Source organism: Erythrobacter sp. JB1-4 (genome assembly GCF_057365025.1).
On record NZ_CP200292.1, the window covers coordinates 942,888 to 964,574 of the forward strand.

13 protein-coding genes are annotated in these 21,687 nt (G+C 56.7%); 2 read left to right on the top strand and 11 right to left on the bottom strand.

Annotated elements, in window-relative coordinates; genetic code table 11:
* Window positions 1-17: 17 nt before the first annotated feature.
* Window positions 18-947, bottom strand: coding sequence for a glycosyltransferase family 2 protein (locus AC0V61_RS04290; protein ID WP_486156036.1), 930 nt, complete (start codon window positions 945-947; stop codon window positions 18-20).
* Complete coding sequence (locus AC0V61_RS04295) at window positions 947-2,221, bottom strand: oligosaccharide flippase family protein (RefSeq protein WP_486156037.1); 1,275 nt, start codon at window positions 2,219-2,221, stop codon at window positions 947-949. The genes AC0V61_RS04290 and AC0V61_RS04295 overlap by 1 nt, the downstream gene beginning before the upstream one ends.
* Window positions 2,222-2,502: 281 nt before the next feature.
* Between AC0V61_RS04295 and AC0V61_RS04300 the strand changes: the two genes are divergently transcribed.
* A complete protein-coding gene (locus AC0V61_RS04300; protein WP_486156038.1) occupies window positions 2,503-3,930 on the top strand; it encodes a WecB/TagA/CpsF family glycosyltransferase in 1,428 nt (475 codons plus the stop codon).
* Here AC0V61_RS04300 and AC0V61_RS04305 read toward each other — a convergent pair.
* Both AC0V61_RS04305 and AC0V61_RS04310 read right to left on the bottom strand, forming a co-directional pair.
* Complete coding sequence (locus tag AC0V61_RS04305; protein ID WP_486156039.1) at window positions 3,927-5,582, bottom strand: hybrid sensor histidine kinase/response regulator; 1,656 nt, start codon at window positions 5,580-5,582, stop codon at window positions 3,927-3,929. The genes AC0V61_RS04300 and AC0V61_RS04305 overlap by 4 nt on opposite strands.
* A complete protein-coding gene (locus tag AC0V61_RS04310; protein WP_486156040.1) occupies window positions 5,569-7,065 on the bottom strand; it encodes a sensor histidine kinase in 1,497 nt (498 codons plus the stop codon). The genes AC0V61_RS04305 and AC0V61_RS04310 overlap by 14 nt, the downstream gene beginning before the upstream one ends.
* 285 nt (window positions 7,066-7,350) lie before the next feature.
* On the opposite strand from AC0V61_RS04310, the gene AC0V61_RS04315 reads away from it, so the two are divergent.
* Window positions 7,351-8,619: an acyl-CoA dehydrogenase family protein gene (locus AC0V61_RS04315; protein ID WP_486159447.1), complete on the top strand. Its 1,269-nt coding sequence runs from the start codon at window positions 7,351-7,353 to the stop codon at window positions 8,617-8,619.
* Window positions 8,620-8,626: 7 nt separating this feature from the next.
* On the opposite strand, the gene AC0V61_RS04320 is transcribed toward AC0V61_RS04315, so the two are convergent.
* The 7 genes from AC0V61_RS04320 to AC0V61_RS04350 all read right to left on the bottom strand — a co-directional run bounded on the left by AC0V61_RS04320 (window position 8,627) and on the right by AC0V61_RS04350 (window position 21,687).
* Window positions 8,627-11,419, bottom strand: a complete 2,793-nt coding sequence (locus tag AC0V61_RS04320; protein ID WP_486156041.1) for a CHAT domain-containing protein — start codon at window positions 11,417-11,419, stop codon at window positions 8,627-8,629.
* Entirely contained in the window at window positions 11,391-12,137 is a 747-nt protein-coding gene (locus AC0V61_RS04325) for a hypothetical protein (RefSeq protein ID WP_486156042.1), read from the bottom strand. The genes AC0V61_RS04320 and AC0V61_RS04325 overlap by 29 nt, the downstream gene beginning before the upstream one ends.
* Window positions 12,138-12,140: 3 nt before the next feature.
* Window positions 12,141-13,472 carry a sensor histidine kinase gene (locus tag AC0V61_RS04330; RefSeq protein ID WP_486156043.1) on the bottom strand — a complete coding sequence of 444 codons (1,332 nt, stop codon included), beginning with the start codon at window positions 13,470-13,472 and terminating at the stop codon, window positions 12,141-12,143.
* The gene (locus AC0V61_RS04335) at window positions 13,469-14,161 is read right to left on the bottom strand and encodes a response regulator transcription factor (RefSeq protein ID WP_486156044.1); all 693 of its coding nucleotides are present in this window, start codon (window positions 14,159-14,161) and stop codon (window positions 13,469-13,471) included. Before AC0V61_RS04335 ends, AC0V61_RS04330 begins: the two co-directional genes overlap by 4 nt.
* Before the next feature lie 195 nt (window positions 14,162-14,356).
* Window positions 14,357-15,232, bottom strand: a complete 876-nt coding sequence (locus tag AC0V61_RS04340) for an SH3 domain-containing protein (protein WP_486156045.1) — start codon at window positions 15,230-15,232, stop codon at window positions 14,357-14,359.
* A gap of 143 nt (window positions 15,233-15,375) precedes the next feature.
* The gene (locus AC0V61_RS04345; RefSeq protein ID WP_486156046.1) at window positions 15,376-20,373 is read right to left on the bottom strand and encodes a hypothetical protein; all 4,998 of its coding nucleotides are present in this window, start codon (window positions 20,371-20,373) and stop codon (window positions 15,376-15,378) included.
* 24 nt (window positions 20,374-20,397) lie between these two features.
* Window positions 20,398-21,687: a tetratricopeptide repeat protein gene (locus tag AC0V61_RS04350; protein ID WP_486156047.1), complete on the bottom strand. Its 1,290-nt coding sequence runs from the start codon at window positions 21,685-21,687 to the stop codon at window positions 20,398-20,400.

The window sequence follows — 21,687 nt, forward strand, 5'->3', positions numbered from 1 at the left end:
AGGGTTTCGGAGAGAAATCAGGCAAACACGGCGCGGCGTAAGGGTGCGGGCAAGGCACCGCCGGCAATCGCGCCGCTAAGGGTAAGGATGCTTCGAGCGCCGCCTGCCATGAAGCTGTCGCGGTCCGCCTTGAGCCCGCGTTGAGCGAAAGAACGGGCCACATGGATTGAGGCTCCAGCGCGAAGCGCGCGGCGGGTGAGATAGCGGCAGTATGTCGCCTCGGCCTCAGCCAGTTCAGACCCATCAATCCAACATGAAGCAAACCGCCGCCAATGGGATAGCATCGCTTCGAAATCGCATGATAGACCGTCCTGGCTCATCCGATATCGCACAAGCTTTTGGTCGAGACCTTGGATTGCGCCGCCATCTGCGATTACGCGCGCAAGAAGCTCTTGGTCTTCAGCATAGCGCATCGTCTTGTCGAAACCGCCAAGCTTCAGGAACGCCTCGCGCTCTATGACCAGGTTTGAGGTCGTGCAGACGGGGTTCTCGACAAGCACGTCGGCGACATCGAGATGGCCTGATGGCACGCGAGAAAAGGTCCGACCGCGTGCAAGCTTGCCGCCACGCTCGGGTGCAAACTCGACCTTGGCAAAACTCGCAGTCAGAAGCGGGTCAGCTGCATGCATAGCCCGATGCCGGGCAAGCTTATACGCATCCCACTGATCATCAGCATCGAGGAAGGCGATGAACTTGCCCTTGGCAAGCAATGCACCATAGTTTCGCGTCGCTGACACACCTGAATTGGGCTGAGAGACAACACGAACACGCCAATCCATCACGCCAAGGTCAAGCATTACATGAAGAGTGTCATCGGTTGAGCCGTCATCGACGATGATGATCTCAAAATCCTGATCGCTTTGCCCAAAGACGCTTGCAACCGTCGAACGCAATGTCGCTGCGGCGTTGTAGGCGGGGATGACGACAGAGAATTGTGGGAAGGACATTATTGGTCTCCTTTGGTGAGAACGAACTTCGAGGGGCTTGGCGACAAAAATTGAAGCGCTGCTGCCGGGACGAGGACGAGGGTGAGGGCTGCGGCGAAACCGATGCAGGCGGCCAGAAGGCTGATTTGCGCACCAAGGACCAATCCAACTAGGGCGACCGAAGTGGTGATCGCCATCAGGCTTGTCTCGGCATAGGGTGTACCAAGCGCGCGGAAGCGGGCGCCGAGCAAGGCGGCAATGAAGAGAGGGATCGCAGCGCAGGCTAACAGTGACAGATAGGGCGTTGCCGCGATCCATTTGTCTCCGAAAACAATCGGAACATAGAGCGGGGCCAGCAACGCCTGTGCAGCAACAAGTGGTAAGACGACCGCAAGCCCGGTTGCAAAGGCCCGCTTGAATTCACGCTCGAGCTCGTGCTCATGCAATTTTGCAAGGTGAGGGAACAGCACCAGATTGCAGGCGGTCACCAGCGATTGCGTAATGCCCAGTCCAGCGTTGAAGGCGAAGTAATATAGGCCAAGAGCCTCGGTCCCCAGCATCGCACCGACGAGCAGCTTGTCGCAATGAAGGCGGACAGCGGTCAGTAGCTCTGAACCCAGAATGGCGGGGCCGAATTTAGAAAAGGCGTTGATAGGCGCTTGCCCGACAAGGCGGTCATACGACCAGCTATGCGTGCGGCGTGCCAGGACCAGCCAGATGGGCGCGGTCAACAGTTTGGGCAGGACTATCGCCCAAGGGCTCGGCCATAAGACGGCCAAAGCAACCGTGAGGGTGCAGTCAGCTATGTTTTGAGCAGCTGCAACCCTCGCGCTCGCCCCCATACGCTGAGCGCGCATGGCCAGGAAAATCTGCACCAGGCCAGCTGGCATGAAGAGATAAACTGCCGACAAAACCGCGAGCATTGCGCCTACATCGGTCAGCTCAAATGCGAGCGCAGCGACGGCCGCTACGCTAAGCTGAACCGCTGTAACGCCGAGGCATACGATCCAGAACAGGCGCGAGGCGGTGTTACAAATTGCGCCGAGTTCAACTTCAGTTGCGGCAATAATCCGCTGGCCGATGCCAACATTCGTCAAAACGCGCACAAGTTCAAACAGGCTGAGCGCCAGTGCCGCAGTGCCAAGCATCGCGGGTGAGATTTGCCGGGCAACCACAAGGATAGCCGCGAGCCGCACAATCCGCGTAACGGCTTCAGCTGAACCATAGGCCAGCATTCCGCGGGCAAAGGCAGGCCAGCGGTCAGGCGTCATAAGAGTGCGAATTGCGGTGGTCATGTGTTCCTCGCATTGGGTTCATGCAAAGAAATTCAATTTCCGTGCCAATTCGAAGAACGACGTATTTCTGGGGTTCTTGGGGTTAAGGCAGCTCTAATTTAGCAGAACGGATGAAGTCATTTGCGAAATGCGAATATTTTCCGATGCAAAATGCGAAAATGGACTTCCTCGACTGACTCCGACAAGAGGGTGGGAAATAATACATCTATAAATCAGTAGTTTGAGAGTTTGGCACGCGCATTGCCAATTACGGGACAAGACCAACCCAAGGAGCTTGTCCGATGAAATATACGCCCTCCAGCGACTTTCGCCTTATCTCTGGCGCCGAATTATCTGACCGCGTGGAAGCCGGCCGCGTTTGGCCCACGAGCGAGCTTTTCGGCCTCTCACTCATTCAAGCAAACCGCAGCGCGATGGCGCATCATATCTTGGCTCTCGTGGGTGCAGGTAAGCGTTCGACGATCAACTTCGTCAACGCGCATTGCATCAATCAGCAGCGCGAAGACGCCTCTTATCGCGCGGCACTTCAAGCGAGCGACCTCTTGCTGCCAGACGGCGTTGGAATGGAAATCGCTGCCAAGATGAACGCAGATCGGCTCGGCGAAAACCTCAATGGCACAGACCTCTTCCCTGAACTTTGCCGCGATGCCGAAGAAGAAGGCACAGGTATCTTCCTTCTTGGCGGATTGCCCGGGGTCGCTGACAAAACCGCAGATTGGGCGACCACCCATTTTCCAGAGCTTCGCATCGCGGGCACCCATTCAGGCTATTTCGACAAACGCGATGAGGACGTGCTGATTGAGCGGATTAACCGGTCCCATGCCGGCATTGTTCTGGTTGGATTTGGCGTTCCGCTCCAAGAGAAATGGATCGCGCGCAATCGACATAAGCTTACCTCACCTGTCGTTATGGGTGTTGGCGGATTGTTCGACTATTACTCAGGCCGCATCCCGCGTGCGCCCAAACTTGTACGCGCATGCAAGAGTGAATGGATGTGGCGTCTTGCGATGGAGCCGCGCCGCATGGCAGGCCGCTATATCGCTGGAAACGCACAGTTCCTGGCCCATGCCGCTTTCGATGCTGCGCAAAAACGCGGCGCGTTGCACCTTGTCAATGCAGCCGCCAAGCGTACGCTTGATATAATCGGCGCGGGTCTGGCGATCCTTGCACTTCTGCCAATTTTTATTGCGACCGCCCTATCCATTCGTTTGGAAGACAAAGGGCCGGTGCTTTTCCGCCAGACACGTATAGGCGTAGACGGCACGCCGTTTAGCATGGTCAAATTCCGTTCGATGTACACCGATGCAGAAGACCGACGCAAAGCACTGTTATCAAAGTCGGAGCGCGATGGAACGTGTTTTAAAATGCGCAATGACCCGCGCATTACCCGAACGGGCCGCTTTATCCGCCGCTTCTCAATTGATGAACTACCGCAGCTATTCAATGTGCTGGGCGGTAGTATGTCATTGGTCGGCCCTCGCCCCGCTCTGCCAAGCGAGGTGAGCACCTATCAAGGATCCCATTGGAAGCGCCTTGCGGGCAAACCCGGCATTACCTGCACGTGGCAGGTTCGCGGGCGCGCAGAGATCCCGTTTGAGCGTCAGGCAATCATGGACCGCGCTTACCTCAAGCGCACCAATCTGTGGGTCGATATCAAGCTTCTGCTGTGCACACCGGGCGCAGTTCTGGGCGGGCGAGGCGCTTACTAACCCTCGCTTACAAGCGCGTTGTAGAGATCGTCAAAGGCCAGAAGTGTCGAGGCGATCTCTTTGCGCAAGCCCGCACTTGAGAAGGTTGGATCTTGGGCAAGCGTCTCGCGATAGCGGCTAAGCTCTTCGACGATACCGATGGCCCCCACATTGATTGCCACGCCTTTGAGACTGTGGGCGGCGCGCGAGAGTTCGCGCGTATCGTCCGACTTGGCGGCTTTAAGCACCTCTTCGCCGTAGTCGCTGATGTCTTTCTTCGCAGCCTCGCGCATTCGGTCGCGGTAAGCTTCGGGAAGATCAAAAAAGGCGCGCTGGAACAACTCGTGGTCAAAGCGCGCATTGAGCGGCTGAACCGCTTCGCGGCCAATCATGGCAGTGCGGATCGCGGTCTCGAGTTCCTCGCGGCGCACTGGCTTTGACAAACACGCTGTCATGCCGGCTGAGAGCAGCCGCTCCCTCTCCGCCTGAAGGCTATGAGCGGTTACACCGATTACCGGGGTTCGCGAAGCTGGACCGCTCATTGCCCGGATGGCCTGCGTTGCTTGCTCGCCATCCATAATCGGCATCATGACATCCATCAGAACCACATCAAACGTAGCAGCGCGTACGGCCTCAATGGCCTCGACACCGTTTGTCACGATGGTCGCCTCACAGCCGATGGATTGAAGCATGCGCTCAATCACATACCGATTGCTTTCAGTGTCCTCGGCAAGCAAAACTTTGGGAGCAGCAGGGCCCGCTTGGGGCCGCGCATCGCTATCGAACGTAAGGTCAGGAGCGAGCGTGCCCGGCGATGCCACTTTCTGGTCGCTTTGCTCGAACAGTTTAGAAGCGATTTCGACAAGTTGATCGGCGGCTTGCCTGACAACCGCGAAGTCCTTTGATTGTGATGGCACATCATCGGACAACAACTCCAGCCCACCATTGAGTGAATTGAGCGGTGTGCGGATTGCGTGCGCCATTTCGGAGAGGAAGTCCGTTCGAGCTTTCAATGCGTTAGCAGTGCGTTCTTGTTCTGCCGACAATTGTTCGCTCAGCGCATTCAGTTCTCGCACGCGGCGCTCAGCGCGAAGTTGGAGAGCACGCACTGCACGCTCATTGGCACGGCTGAATGTAATATCGCGCACAGTTCCATAAACGCGTGAGGGGGTCTCATCATCCCCTGCGTCGCGCCTGATAACCCAGCTCAGCCAATTGGTCGCGCCAGTGTCAAATCGGATAATGCGGTGTTCAAATCTGTGCTCTACGCCCGGCTTTAGATGAGTGAAGAAGGTAATCCCGTCGCGCAATATCCGATCTCGGTCGAGCGGATGGATCGCCTCAATCAGCTTCTCCAGTGACCCTTCCTCACTCTTCGGAAGCCCAAGCAGCTCACCTGTGCCTTGCGAAGCGGTGAAAGGTTGCCCTTTCTCACCATAGATCGTTGCCATTTGCGCGGTTGTTTGAGCCGACAGCAGTTTTCGGCTTTCAATGTCGAGTTTTTCGACGAGCTCGCTTTCTCGTTGGCTCAATTCCTTATTGGCCGTGTCGAGCTCGCGCATTCTCCCTTCTAGCGCGGTTTCAGCATCGAGAAGCGCGCGTTCGGCCCGGTCGAGCCGGATTTTGAGGATCCGAGCCTGTTCATCAAGCGGTAGATCTTCAAGCGTGCTCATTGGCGACCTTTTCTAGCACTTCGGGCAAAAGCCGCACGACATTGCCTGCGGGAATGATAAGGGTGCCGTGGTCGCCTTCCTCGTCAGTGATTGAACGCTCGCCATCGCTATCTTTCATTTCAATAACCTTGGTGGCTGCGTCTACAAGGTTCCCCGGCACACGAGACTTGTTCGCTGAGTCATATAGGATGACCAATGGTGCAGCATCGTGGTCATTGTCGTCGAGGTGCTGAGCGCTCACCACAGACCAACCGGCCTGGCTTGCCAAAGCTTCGGCTTGGATCTGGGTGGTGGCTTTCTCGATGGCTATGTGAATGAACCCTCGCGCTGCCTCCTCAACGTTTCGCGACTGCGTCTCTGCGGCCTCTGCAAGAGGAAGATAAATCGCAAACGTGCTTCCCCTGCCCACTTCGCTTTCGACCTCTATCCGCCCGCCCATCGCGTCAACAAGTTCGCGTGTGATCGAAAGGCCAAGCCCTGCGCCCACCGAGCGTCCAAGCGAGTCCCTTCCGCTTGTGTCGAACGCGTCAAAGATTGTGTCGATGCGGTTTTGATCCATTCCCGAACCGGTGTCTGACACGATGAATGTCCAATCCTTTTCACCGGCAAGGGGAGGCTCGATATCGATTGTCACCACACCCGATTGCGTAAATTTGACTGCGTTGCTGACAAAGTTTGCCAGCACCTGCTGGATGCGCCCCGGATCTCCCATGGCTTGAGCATCGCAAACCGCGTCAACTTCAATCCGGATAGCTTTGCGGCGTGCAAGAGGCCTGAAAAGCTCTGCGACGCGCTGGGCGACGGCGCTCGGGCGAAACCGCTCGGCCTCTCTAACCCCGGCATCCTGAGACAGTCTCGCTTGCTGCAAAATCGCATCAAGTGTGTCGAGCAATGCCTGACACGAATCCTCCATCAGCTGAAGCGCGCGCTCTCGTTCGCTTGCCGAGCGTTCCCTCTTAAGCTGATCAAGAATGCCAAGAACCCCTCCCAAAGGCGTTCGGATTTCGTGCGATACAGCGGCGAGAATGTTGGTGCGCGCTTCCAATTCGGCTTGGGCCTTGTCGCGTGCCTCGACGAGACTTCGCTGTGCCTCTTTCTCGCTCGTGATCTCTTGAAGTATGCCATAGAAACCGATCAAGCCTTGCCGGGTGGATTGGTTGTCAAAGGCTGGAATGCCGCTCACCCTTTGGGTGCGTACCACGCCTTTGGCGGTCACGACGCTGATCTCGAAACCGAAATCGGCTTGCGCATTGATGACGTCCTCGACCGTTTCCACAAGACGCTCACGCTCTGCCTCAGGCACGATTTCGGGCAAGCGGTCGATAGGGATCGGCATATCATTTAGGCCGATATTATCCCGGACCCAGGATGAAAATTCGATCGTGCGGCGCTTTGGATCGAGCACAAAGTGTCCCATACGGGCCGACGCATGCGCCCGTTCGAGAAACAGCATTTGCCGTTTTAGCTCGTAAATAGCGTCCAAATTCTAATCCCGGCTCAATCAATTGGCTTCACACGGATCATAGCACTTTAGGCTGAACAAACCACCAATGCGCTATGGGGCAAAGCCCAAGCTGTGGCACCCGATTGGTGGCTTGTGCTGTGCACTTCGCACCGAAGTCTTGCGTGCCATGCCTGAAGGCATGATACCCGCTATATCACCAAACATTCGCCAGCCGACTGGGGCCCGCGCACTGATGACCCGTTGCATCCCTTTGCTAAACGTGCATCCATGGATCGCACAAAAGAGACAGGGAAGAGAGCTGCAATCATGTTTGAGGTGCCACAAGAAATACTCGATTACCTAAAGGTTCTCGACCACTTCATCGAAAGCGAGATCAAACCGCTTGAGGAACAGGACGACAATATCCGCTTTTTCGACCACCGCCGCGAACATGCGCGCACGGATTGGGACAATAACGGTCTGCCGCGCGAAGAGTGGGAGGAGCTGCTCAGACAAGCCAAAGACCTCGCCGATAAGGCAGGGCACTATCGATACCAGCTTCCAAAAGAATTTGGCGGTCAGGACGGCACCAATCTGGGCATGGCGGTCATCCGGCATCACTTCGCAAAGAAGGGCCTTGGCCTTCACAACGACCTTCAAAATGAGCACTCGATTGTCGGTAATCTCGTTCAACCCCTGATGATGCGCGACTTTGGCACTCCCTTGCAAAAAGAGCGCTTTATGGAAGGGATGCTGCAAGGCTCAATGCGCTGGGCCTTTGGCCTGACCGAAGAAGCGCATGGGTCTGATGCAACGCATATGAACACCACCGCAGTGCGGCACACCAAAGACGGCGTGGAAGGATGGCTGATCAATGGCGAGAAAATGTGGACCACAGGGCTGCACACTGCGACCCATGTGATGACATTTGCGCGTCATTCCGGCGAGGCAGGCGATGCGAAAGGTTTGGGCTGTTTTGTGGTCGACACCCAGTCGCAAGGGTTTGAGGTTGGCGAATATCTTTGGACCTTCAACATGCCAACAGACCACCCTAAATGCACATTCACCGATGTGTTTGTGCCTGATGATATGATCTTGGGCGACCTTGATTGGGGCCTCGCGGCCGCTCAACATTTCGTCCATGAAAATCGTATCCGACAGGCTGCAAGCTCGCTTGGCGCGGCGGAATATTGTGTCGCCGAGGCGATTTCATATGCGCAAGAACGCAAGCCCTTTGGTAAGCCGTTGTGGCTCAACCAAGCCATTCAATTTCCCATCGTCGAGCTCTCCACTCAATGTGAAATGCTGCGGCTTTTGATCTTCAAAACCGCTTGGGAAATGGACCAGATGACCAAACCTGAGGTCGCAAAGCGGCTCTCTCATAAGGTCTCTATGTGCAATTATTGGGCAAACAGATTGGTATGCGATGCCGCAGATCGGGCAATGCAAGTGCACGGCGGCATTGGATATTCACGGCACAAACCGTTTGAGCACATCTATCGCCACCACCGCCGCTATCGGATCACCGAGGGCTCTGAGGAAATTCAAATGCGCAAAGTGGCCGGTGTGCTGTTTGGCAAGATCAAGACCTGATCGAAGATCACTCGATAATCACAAAAGGTGCCCATACCGCAGGGGAAGCGGCACCTTCCAAACTCGCATCAGCGATAAGCGCCAATTGTGCCCGGCGCAAAGCTTCACTGCGTTCGACACCTGTGCTGGACGCCTTGAGTGTTGCAACGCTTAGCCGGGTCGCCACATCATCGCGCACCGGCCAATGCGAAAGCAGCAGCGAACGCGCGCCTGCAAGCTGAAACGCACGCGCCAGCCCGGAATACGTTGGCGATGCACGCCCTTCCCCGGCGGCTGTATTGCAGGCGGACAGAACCACCCAATCGGCTGCCAATTTCAAACGCCCGATCTCGCTTGCAGTCAAAAGGCCATCATTGTCTGCGCTTTGAGCCGTTTGATCGGGGGTAAGCACCAAGGCAGGCTCCCCCAATCCCTCGATCTGTCCGCTGACCAATCCGTGCGTTGCAAAAGCGAGCACTTGAAAGTCTGCCAAAGGCGCGCTGCGTACAGCTTTTTCCGTTGCATCATTTCCGGCAAGAACCAGCGTGCCTTCATCGGCAAAAGCGGCCTTAAGAGCGGCAAGCTCCTCGCTTGCGCCGGGCAAGGACGGGAGCGCTTTGATGCTTTGGATATCGACAACCGCGCCGCGAAGCGCTGCTCTATTGGAAGGGGGCGCGGCAAGGCTTGGCGCACCAATTCCTGCAAAACGTTGAGGCGCGCTTGCTTGCTCACGCTGTCTTGCGCCAAGGCCCGGCGTAATGGCGATCGCATGGCTCTCTATCAAGAAGCGCGGGCGCGCAGTGTCTTCATGTGCGGTCACAAGCACCGATGGCGGAATAACCGCCAACGGGCCGCCGGCCGGAAAGATGAGCTTGTCCGCATTCCCAATAGCGCTCTTCACCTCTGAAGGGAGGATATAGTTGTACAGCGTATGAGCCGCCTGCGCGTCAAAGGCATCTTGCCCACCAAGGCTTGCATCAAGGGAAGCGCGCAACTTTGTGATCAAATCGCGCGCTTCGAACAAAGAGGTTTGTGACTGCCCCCAATGAAAACCCTCAGACGTGATCGCAATGGTGACGACGCGGTCCGAATACACCATGGGTACGATGTAAGCCTCGCCATCGGCCAAAAGGCCTTGCGTCGACGCAATCGTGAGTGGCTTGGGCCTTAGATATTCGGCAAAGTCAGGATATGCAGCGGCCAGTGCCGCTTTGGCAGATTCCAGCTCGTCAACGGCCTTAGCCAATGCAGCCGATGTTCCCTGCCCATCTGCAAACAGGGCTCGCGCTTCTTTCTCTTCAGCGCGGGCAAGCCGCACCTGATTAAGCGCCTTGTTGAAACCTTCTGCATCACCGGGATACGACAGAGCAGCAGCGCTGACCGCAAGATCGCTAATCACAGCAAGCTGCGCGCTGCGCCATGCCCTTTCGTTTTCGCCATTCACAAGCGATACAAACATCGCATCACGAAACAGCTCGGTGCCATCAGAAGCTATCGCGCGGCGGTCCTGTTCGCGGGCATAAAGATCGAGCAATGCATCTTCATTAAACGCCAGCACAGGTGCCATGATCGCGCTTGCCTTTGGCCCATCGCCAGCCCTTGCATACATCACCGCCGATATCCCCTCACGCTCTCGCCTCTCGGGGTTGGTGGGTTCAAGCGCGGCATAAGTCGCCATCGCTGTATCATTAAGAGCCAGCGCCTCGGTATGATTGCCCTGAATGCTCAGGATATCGGCAAGGTCAGACTGCGCGCGCGCCACATCGCGCCCTTGCGCATTGGCACTTTGATAAAGCGCAATCGCTTTTTCAAAATAGCGCACGGCCTCCTCAGAACGGGCATCGCGAAACAGCAATGCGGCAACCAAAGCGTCCTGATAAGCGCGCTCTTTATCGTCCGAGTAGCCAGAGTTCCCCTCAGCACTCAATGCGACCTCAACCGCTTGCCCATTACGCCCTAGCCGCGACAAAAGAACGGCTGTGTTTTGATAAATCGAGAGAAGCTGCGGGCTGTCTGGACCCCACTCCTTCACGCCGATGTCGGCAATACGACCAAACAGGTCAGCCGCTTCAGTGATACGTCCGCTATCCAGTGCGATAAGGGCGTTGGCGAGGAATACATAAAACCACCCAAGGTGATCATCGCGCGGGAGCACTTCAAACGCGAGCTGCTCAGTGTAACGAACCGCCTCAGCGCTCGCCTCAAGGTCCTGATTGCGCAAATATGCAGCGTATTGATAGGCGAAGTTCACCCTTGCTGGATCATTGGGCGCCAAATCCTCAAGCGCGATATCGAGGGCTTTTTTGTGCCAGCTGATCGACTTTGCAAGATCGTCTTCTTTGACAAAAAAGTGCCGTGCCAAATGGTGCGCGGCAAAGGTTCGCGCATAGCATGGGGTGCAGCTTTCGCTTTCAACCATGGCCCTGAGTTCAGCGATATACTGCACTTGGAGCGCTTCGTCTGCGGTGAAAGCCACAAGCCCGTGTCCCACCGCTCCCATGCGCGCATCAGGGTGCAGATCGTGTGCGTCGCTTGCTAGATACAGCTCATAGGCTTCCTTATATTTGGCCTTACCAATCAGGCCTATAATAAGGTCCGATGTAAGCTGTGCCCGTTTTTCTTGTGACACCTCATTGCCCATCGCATCGTAGGCGGATTGCGCTGCGGGCAAGATCCGGTTCGCATCGCCGTAAATGTCGAAATATTGGGCCGATGCACGATCCGCGTCCTGTGCTGATAGCGGGCTTGCTGCAACCGTGCCGAGGGCGGCAACGAAGAAGGCGGCAAGCGCCTTAGTCAAAGACGAGAAAATAGACGGCACGTTTGGGCCCCTCATTGACCAATTCGATTGAATAACGCTGAGTGTAGAGCGGTGTGAAGCGGCATGATGGGGGGCTGGACCCTTCGGTATCGCATACGCTGCGCGCACGTTGATCACTCACGCTGATGCTGACAGGCCCTGCGCCCTTGTGTGTAAGTGCCAGCGTGCTTGGTTCGCCCGATTTGAACGTTTGCGCGCTGATCCAGCGCTCGCCCGGAGCAAGCTCTCCGCGCACATACGCAGGTCCCAAAAGGCGTCCGCGAAACGGCTGCGCCTCATTGCCCGTTGCAGCAGCCCACATGCCAACAGTGTCAGTTTGATCCTCGTTCAATGGCGAGATTCCGCTGGCGTAAAGCGCGCTCACCAATTGCCCAAGCCGATCGTTTTCACGCGCGTCATAAGCGGCTTCCGCGCTTGCTAGATCCAAGGCAATCCGCCCTGCTCTGTATTTTGGAACCGGCGCATTGGGTGCCGCTGCGACTGGCGTTTGTCCAGTTGCAGCAGCACCTCCCCGAAATTGGTGCGCCCCCCGAAATTGGTGCGCCCCCGAAATTGGTGCGCCCCCTGCAATCGGTGCACACGCGCCGCCTGCCAGAATTGCTCCTGCAAGCAGCGCCAGAACCGTTGATCGTCGCCCCCTCATGAATGCAAGACTAGCGAGAGTGTCGGCCAAAACCTTGTAAGAATGCGACCCATCGAAGCTGTGCTCGTTTGCCATCGTCTATCTCCCCAACCGGAACCGTGATCCGGCCTGGCTGTCTTCGAGAGTGAGGTGCAATCCGTGTCGTTCTGCAATCGCTTTGGCAAGCGCCAGACCCAGCCCGCTGCCATGCACATCCGCGTTGTTACCCCGCCCACGATAAAACCGGTCGAAAACCCGGGCCCTATCGGCAGGAGAAATGCCGGGGCCATTATCAGCGATGATAAGCTCTGGCCCGCTAGACAAGTGCACTTCAATCGCACCGCCTGGCGGCACATATTTAAGCGCATTGTCAAGAAGATTGGTCACAAGCCGGCTCAATTGGCGTTCCTCGCCATCGACCATCACCGATGGCTCAATCTGCCAGCTCAGCCGGTGTCCTGTTTCCTCCGCGCTGCCCGAATACAGCTCACAAAGCCCGCTCACCATCGCGCTCATATCGAAAGCTTGAAGCCCCGCTTTGTCCCCCCGGCGGCTCTTGCTTGAGGCAATGTCGAGGAGCGATTCAAGCGTTTGCACCAGCCGCTTGATCTCTGCTCGCGCCTCTACCAAACGCTCTCCCACACGCGCTTCAGGCTTAGCTTCAAGCGCTTTCAGCAACCGGTTATCGAGATGCGATAATGGCGTGCGCATTTCATGGGCAAGCTGTTCTGAGGTTTCCTTGTAAGCCTCCATCAAGCCGCGCTGACGCGCAAGGGCTGCTGCGCTGTGTCCGGCAAGCTCGTCAATCTCATCGCCGCTCGTGCGTTGAACCAGCTCGCTTTCTTTTGCCGGATCACGAAAGGCAAGGTTGATACGGCCAATACGGCGTTGGAGGCCAAGCGCTGCCACCCTGCCAAGCAAAGCAACCAAGAGCACAAACAAGCTCCCTCCCACAGCAAAGGCAATGGCAACGTTCTTGAGCACTGCATCATTGGCATCCATGCGCCTTGCGACAAGCAAGCGAAGGTCCGGTCCCAATTGCACCGCTCTTGCAAAGCCATGAGAGCTTTCACCAATGGCAATATCGCCCGTTTCGGAGACCATGGGGTCTAATGCAGGCCAAGCAGCAATATCCCCGGCAAGGCGTTCGCCCCGATCATCGGCCAAAAGGTAATGCGGAGTGCTGCCTTCCGATGGGGTGAGCGCAATCCTATCGGAAATACGTTGCCGCAATTCATCAACGCCGCTGGTCGCATAAATGTCGACAAGCCCAGCGATGTCCACATCCACCTGTTTGGCCGCGCCCTCGTTCAAGGTTGAGAGAACCGTTTGATGGGTCACAAACCACAGCGCAAAAACCAGAGCCAAGGAGAGACCAATCGCAGCCAGCACGAGGCGCGAGAATATTGATCGGCGGGCCTCGATGATCATTTGCCCTCTAAGATACGATATCCAGAGCCCCAGATCGTCTCAAGAGCAGGTGCCTCAAAACCTTCTTCAAGCTTGCGCCGCAGACGGCCAATGTTGACGTCCACCACATTGGTTTGCGGGTCAAAATCAATGTTCCAAACATCGCGAAGAAGCATCTCGCGAGTTACCGTTTCGCCTGCGTTCTCCATGAAATAACGGAACAGGTCGAACTCTTTGGGGCTTAAGGGCAGATGTTGATTATCACGAAATGCGGTGCGCGCTTTTAGGTGGCATTCAAACGCACCGTAAATGATGACCGCCTGATGCTCTTGTCCTGCATTGCGGCGGTGAAGCGCCCGCAGGCGCGCCATAAGCTCATCGGGCTCATAAGGCTTTGCCATGTAGTCATCTGCGCCCGCATCCAGACCTTCTGCCCTGTCCGCGCTTCGGCCAAGGGCGCTCAGCATCAAAATGGGCGTCCCTATCCCGCTTTCGCGCAGGCGGCGCGTTATGGTGAGGCCATCAATATCGCCCAGCATCCGGTCAAGGATAATGACATCAAAGCCTTCCATCCCTGCACGCAAAAGAGCCGCGCTTCCGCTTTCTTCCCAGATCAACGTATCGCCGCTTTGCGATGCCACTTCGCTAACCGCCGCAGCCGTGCGCGCATCATCTTCAACATAAAGAATTTTGAGCGGTGCTTTCGCCATTATTTCATCCCGGCCCCCATTCCGGATAACCTCGGCCCCCATCAGGCCGGTAGCTGGAATTGAAACTGCCATTGCTTGGGTCCTGCTGCAAGCGGTGGGTGGCCGATTATTAGGTAGCCAGTCTTTAGGTGGGCAGCGTGAAAGCCTGTAACAGCCTCACACCACCCACCCCTCGGGTCGCCTTTTTGGCGGGCCTTAATTGAGCGCCTCGACGCTCACCCAGCCCTTCGTTCCAAAATTGTCTTCAACCTCGATGAAAAGCCCTTCGCGCTTGCCGGTCGGGTTTAGAGTTGTGCCAGGCTCAAGCCCGCGCACAGCCTCAGCATCGCTCATCGGCATCGCCATCATGGAGGTCGCGGCAGTGACAGTTGCCACATTGCTTGCCGCGGCCGCAGGCGCTGCGACGCGCGGGATAGAGGCAATCACGCCTTCTTGATCAACGACCTGATTAAAAGCGATTACAAAGGCTTCAACCAATTGTTTGCCCTTGCGGCTATCGCGATATCCAACCTGCTCGGCGCGCGCGCTCCACACAGAGGCTCCGCGAAAACTCAAAGAACTGCGTTTAACAGTGCCAGAGCCGGTCACAATCGTTTGCCCGGTGGCAGGCGAAAGCAGTTTAATGCCGGCTGCCACGCGCTTTTTCTTGCCTCCGAACATGTTGAACATGCCCATGACGGCGCCTGCACCCGGCACCCGTCCCAAAACTTGTCCTGCCGCGCCTGAGCGCACCAGCCCTTCAACCGCTGCCGTTTTCGCGATTTCGATGGATTGATCGACTTCCTCGCTGCTGCCAGCGATCACATTCATCAGAAAGTCTGCTGGCTGGCCGCTTGCTGCCGAATGCGGCGTGAAACAACCTGAATCGATAGCAAGCGCATTGATCAGCTCGCGCGGTGATCCCAGGTCAAACTCTGCCCAACCTTGGGTGTCGCCTTCAACGATGGCGATCGTTCCGATGCTTTCCTCGCATGTGACCAGCTCAAGATCATCCTTGGCTTTTGCGGAAGTGGGCGCTGATACAGCCGCGATAACAGCGACGCTCGCCAAAAGTGTTGTAAGGTGTTTCATTGGTCTATTCCCCCTTGCGTGGTACGATGTGCATTGCTGTTTGAGGGTTTGCCCCGGAGCTCTTGAAGGGACCACACACAGCTCCTGTCACCTCGATGACAAATGCCGTTAGGAGCTGTGTGCGGCCCTTTTCTCGCGCCCCCTTATTGGCGTGCAGCATCGCCCCAACTGATCATGCCGCCCATCATCGCCTGCGCCTCCGCAATAGCCTCAGCACGAGCGGACGGTTGGACGGGGCTTCGTGGCTGCACGGGGCTTGAGGCCAAGGTCTCAGGCCCAAGATCGATAGAGGCCGTGGTGGTGGTCTGCGGGCTCGTCCAACGCGACCAATCGGTAGATGTCGCCTGCTTCACCGCTGATGCTGACGCCCCTTCTTGACCGAAGATCGCAAGGCCAGACGCTGTTGTAACTCCGGTGGAGTTGTTGTCCGTCACATTCATGGCCAGAGCCGCATAAGCCGCATTATCGCCGTAAAGCGTCCCACTGACATTGACGAAGCAACCCGGCGTGCAGGTGTCTCCGGTTGAGGTCACCGTGCCCGCAGTGCTGGTGAATGCGCCGCCGAAAGTGAAGCCTGCACTGCCTGAGACCAGATTGATCTCGCTATCGCCCGGATTGGCCGCGCCGCCAGTGGTAGAAACCGACCAGCTGCGCCCGCCAACGTCCATGGAAAGGTCATAGCCAACTCGGTTCACCGACCCAAAAGCAATGGCAAGATCGCCTGTCACTGATCCCGGGGCAGAGCCTGCATTGTCGGTCGCAGAGGTTCCACCGATGAGCTCATAGGAAATCGTTCCTCCGGGAAGGCTTGTGGTCACCTCGCCCGTCATCACATGATAGCCGCCATTGGGCCCAATGACGCTGTCGATATTGCCTAAGAGGCCACGTGTCTCGACGGTGCCATCTGTCCAACGCGCCCAAGCAATCTGTTCCAGATCAGTGGCTTCCACAATTGTCGCATCGTTGCTGGAAATTGTTCCAAGAGCAGATGTCAGACCTGTGACCTCACCATTTACGAAGTCGGCTGATCCTCCGAAACCCGAAGCGAGCGAGCCATCAAGATAGGTGTAATAGACTTGGTCTGTGCGCGTACCCGTGAAATCGCCAGTGTTCCCGGTGACAGAGCCCTTTGCTGATACATCGCCAACTCCATCGACAAATGGACCATTTGCAGCAAAAGCAGCGGACCCACGGAAACGATAGTCTGTCCCGGTTCCGGTTTGAAAAGCCTGATAGACCAAGCCCACATGGCTAGCGCCGTCACCATAAACACCGCCTTGGACTGACAAGAAGCATGTTGAGTCGGCACAAGCATCGCCGCCGATCCCGACACCTTCGATAGCGCCCGGCCCGCCATTGCTGGCAGATGTGTTGAATGTATTGCCAAAAAACGTGCTGATAGGGATGCCACTTTGTGAGGCGTCGTCCAGCCCGCCATTGGTGGTGAACCGAGCGCCGTTGCCATTGCTCCAAATATCGAACTCGAAACCAACCGTCGGTGCTGACCCGAATGCAATCGCAAGCGCGCCTTCGAAGAACCCGGACGTTCCCGCTGGAAGATTGGCATCGGTTGGAGCAGTGCCGCCGATCAAATTGTATGTGACCTGCCCCATCGTTGGCAGATTGAACGCTTCAACCCCTACGATCAGATGACCGGTGAAGTTGGTTGTCCCAACACTCAAAGTCGTATTGATGTCGGGCACGAAATACGAATTCCATGCCATAACCCCCTCGACGCCGCCTTTTTCTTTGACTTCAAAAGGCACTGATGCGTTGAAGCCCGCGCCATAGGCACCCGACAAGAACTCGGCAAAACCGCGCGTATTGATCAAGGAAGTGATCACGCCATCAGGCGAAATCGTCGCTGAATTCAAACGCGAGCGGTCAGAGGAAATCGGGTAAGTTGAAAGAGCATATGCCCTTTCAAGCACAGTTTCAGTGCCCACAGAAATGATCGGACGCGTTCCGATGCCACCGACCCCGTCGGCACCAGACCCGAACACCGCAGAACCGGTGACGATGCTTTGCCCGTCAGTGCCAACACTGTCCTGAAGGAAGTATGTGAGACCGGCATGACTTGCGCCAGAGCCGAACAGCCCACCGGTGATCGTCATTGCACAAAATGTCTCACATGTGTCGCCTTCGAGGCCGGTAACCGTGGGAGCGAATGCAAAAGTGTTGTCTGCATCGATGTTAAAGCCGCCGGTTGCCGTGTTGGCTATGCCGCCATTGGTTGAGGCAGACCAACCGCGCGATCCGGTGAATATCTCAAGTTCAACTCCGATACGCGGGGTCGTGCCGAAAGCGACAGCCAATTCGCCATCGAAGAAGCCGGTTGATCCAGCATCACCAAATAGGTCAGTCGGTTCGGTTCCGCCCACAAGGCCATAGGTAACAAGGCCGCTGACCGGCAAATCGGTCGCAAGGTCGCCAGCAATGACATGCGTGTTGAAATTGGTGACGCCGCCGCTTGATGCTCCGCGCTCATAGCGCGTCCAGGCAATAACGTCTTGAACTTGCCCGCGCTCACGCGCCAAATCGCCAACGGCGGTGTAATCGCGTGTGAGACCATTGCTGAACGACACAGACGTGATTTGTCCGTCGGCCTCCACCTCTGCTGAAGCATTTCTGTCGGTCGTAAAACCACCACGCGTTACATCAAAGACGCCAGCATTGGCAAAAGTCACGCTGCCATCGCCCGGAAGCCCTGCAAAGTTGTCCGGGTTGCCACCGCCCTGAAGGAACTCGAAGTAATCGATGAAGAAGTCGTTGAGACCATCAAAACCTGCCAAGCCGCCCTGAAGCGCGGCAAGAGCTGCGAGGAATTGCTCCAGTGTCGCCAAGTCAATGACGTTGTACTCACTGGGCACACCGCCCGCCGCCAAGAATGCGAAATAGGCGTTCAGGTCAGCCACATATTGCGCGTAAATCGGCAGACCGGCAAAGTTCACCGGATCACCGCCTGCAAGCACGAAGGCTGCGTAATCGGCAAAAAACGCATTCAGGTCGCCAAACCCGACAAGGCCGCCTTGAGCGTTCGCAAGCGCTGCGAGATAGTCGTTCAAAGTCGCCTGATCGAGAACGGTGTAATCAGCCGGTAAGCCTCCTGCATTGAGGAATGCAAAGTAAGCGTTGAGCTGCACCACGTAGTCGGCAAAAACCGGAAGTCCCGCAAACCCATCGACCGCACCGCCATTGCCGATAAAATCGAAATAGGCGGTGAGAAGATCGGCGTTAGCACCAAGAAGCTCATCCACTCGGCCCGCATCTTCAAGAATTGCAAGCAGCTCTTGGAGCCGGGTCAGATCAGTCTGGGTAAAGTCAGAGGGTAGCCCATTTGCCGCAAGGAAAGTGGCATAGCCATTGAGAGCGGCTGCAAATGCCGGGAAGTCTGGCGGCACGGGGAGCCCTGCGAAATTGTCGGGATTTCCGCCACCTGACACAAACGCGAAGTAATCCTGATAGAACATCGCCAATTCGCCGAGGAACCCTTGCGTGGCGCCTGCTGCTTCAAGCTCTGCGATATACCGCGCAATGACCTCTTGAGAGAGCGGTTGATAGGCCGATGGAATGCCGCCGTTTTCCAGAAATTCGAAATAAGCTGCAAGGTCAGTCTGGTACCCTGCAAAGATATTCGAAGGCAGGCCTGCAAATGCGTCCACATCACCGCCAGCCCGCAGGAAAGCGAGATATTCGGCGAAGAACTGCGCCTGATCGCCTTGCAAATTCGCCAATAGCCCGGTGTTTGAAAGCGTCTCCAAATAGGCTCGCAAAGTTGCCTGATCGAGCTCGGTAAAGTCGCTTGGCCGCTGCCCACTTGCAAGGAAGGCAAAATAGCCACCAAGTGCAGTTTGGAACTGAGCTGCAAACTCAATCCCTCCGTTCTCAAGGAACGCAGCGATGAGGGCCTGATCAGCGGCGCTAAGTTGCACCAGAAGTCCGCTTTGTTGGAGGAAAGCGATGGATTGGGCGAGCGCGTCTTGGCTGGCTCCTGTAAACTCGCTTGGCACCCCGCCACTGCGCAAGAAGGCGAAATAAGCGGCCGTCAGATCGGTGAATGACGCCGCGAATAGATCGCGGTTCTGGCCGCTTGCAAGGAACGCCAAATAGGCATCGGCAAGTGCGCGGTCCTGATCACCCAAGGCCGAAATTGCCCCCGTACGCGTGATGAAGGCCAAATAGGCGTCAATGTCTGCGGGCCGTGCAACGCCGGATGCAAAACCACTGGGCACGCCGCCAACCCGGATCAATTCAAGGTAGCCGAGCGTGAAATTGGCATATGAGGTGAGGAAATCTGCACCCGACGCCCCGCTTGCAAGAAAGCTGAGATAGGTCCGAATAATATCGGCCTGCGCCGCGTTAAACGGCGTTCCGCCATAAACGCCCTCAAGGTCAGCGGCGGCGGCAACCAAAAGCGCCAGATCACCGCTTGGGAAACGATCGATAGTCGGGTTGGCTACCGCAGCCTCGACCCGGCGCCCTGCCTCAATGATATCAGCTGAAGCACCGGCACCGGCAAGACTATCGCCCAGCGTGACCGGAATACCATTAAGCGCGGCATTCGCGGGTCCGGCATCGCCCGCAATCGCCAAAACCTCATCCACGCCGGGTTCTGCGCTTGGCTGTACGACCGGCGCGTTGGCAATCGTGCGCTCAGGCGCTTCGCCTGCCTCAGCCTTCCACATTTGCCCTTCGCGATAGGGTTTGCGGCGTTTGCCATCGGTGCTCACGCGCACGACACCGGTAAGCGTGTGGCCTGAGGAACTGCCGTCTTCATTAACGGTGAAACTTGCCGATGAATTGGTGCCAACGATCTGGCCCGCAACATCGCCGGGCATCCGGATATCCACGCGTGCACGAGGCGCACCGGTAACAGTGATGGAGCCCTTGTGAAGATCGATCGAACCATCATCGTTGATGGTGTATTCAGCGCCCTCACTGATGCTGACCATGGCGCCAGAGGTGAGTTTAATTTGCGCGATGCCGCTGGTTTGCGTCGTGCGCTGCCCGGGCTGAACATCGACACCAGAGCTTGGGAAAATTACTGTATTGGCAAGGGCAGGTGTTGACAGGGCAAGGCTTGATGCGCCGATCAAAAGGATCCGCAGCGAACGTGATGAAGTGGTGTGAATGGAAGTCATGTCAGATACTCCAGAAAAAGCGGATCAAAATTCAAAGCGCGCAGCGACCGAGACGGTCCAGCGTTCGAAATCGAACAGAGCAATGTTGCTCCAATTGCGGGTGTATGTGGCGGTGGGCTGGAGGAAGAGCTGGTCGAGGACGGCAACCTTTACCCCGGCGCGAAGATCAAGGCGTTCATCGCTGCGTTCTGTCAGGAACAAAGGGTCGGGTGCGTCATATCGGCGAAGGTCAAAGGCTGCCCCGCCAACGACTGCCACGCGCTTTGCCACTGGCACTTCTGCGCCGACATTTGCGCTTGCAAAGGCGAAGCTTTGCGCATCGCCAGCTTGCCTGCGGGTCTCTTCTTTGCCGCCGGTTACGTTAATGGCAAAGTTCTTGCCGACATAGCCGACACCGCCTGCAAAACGATCTGCATCGCGCAATGGATCATTGTCAAAGTCGAGCCGATTGTACTGCGCCGAAACGGTGAGAGCGCGGCCATTTTCAAGCGGCTTTGTATATTGTGCAATCGCCCCATAGCTGGTGCGGAAACCATCGCGGTCGAGCCAGAATTTCTGCACCTGACCAGAAAGCGAGATAACGTCGCGATTGGCAAAAGTGTGCGCATATCCAGCAGTGCCGGTAAGCGCGGCCTGATCAAAAGCGCTGCTATCAAAGTTATCGCGCCAGCTGCCCAGAGCCGATGCGAACAGTCGATCTTGACGGCCGATGGCAGTGACGCCGGAGACGCCTGCATTGACCTCGTAGAACTCATCGTCTTGCGCAATTGCATTCGCGCCAAGCTGTCCTGCTCCAAGGAAGCTGAACAGCGGGATCACGATCGTATCAAGCTGTGTGGCGCTGTTGATATTGTCATCATAGCCAACCCGGGCCTCGACAAAGCCGCTAACGTCCGAGCCGCCGCCTGCGATTTGTTTGTCGAACTGGCGCACAAAGCCGGTAAAGCGTTGGCGCACCGGGTCTGGGAGTGTTGGATCATCGACAACGGTCGCAAATTGCTCGCGCGCGGTGTCGATATCACCTGCTAGCGCATAGGCGCGAGCAAGCTCAGCGCGCGCTGCTGCATTGGTCGGCTGAACCGCTAGCACCCGTTGGAACGCAATGATCGCATCACCAAACCGGCCTGCGTCCAGAGCCGCTATTCCAAGCTGATAGTCAAATTGCGGATCGCCTGCTCTTGTTTCCACTTGCGCATTGAGCGCTTCAAACGCGCCGTTTGCGTCTTGCGCCTGCGCGCTCATCGGTAGTGTTGCTACGAGCGCGCCTGCACCCAGCAGGGCTGCTTTCACAGCGGTTTTGAAGACTGGTTTCAT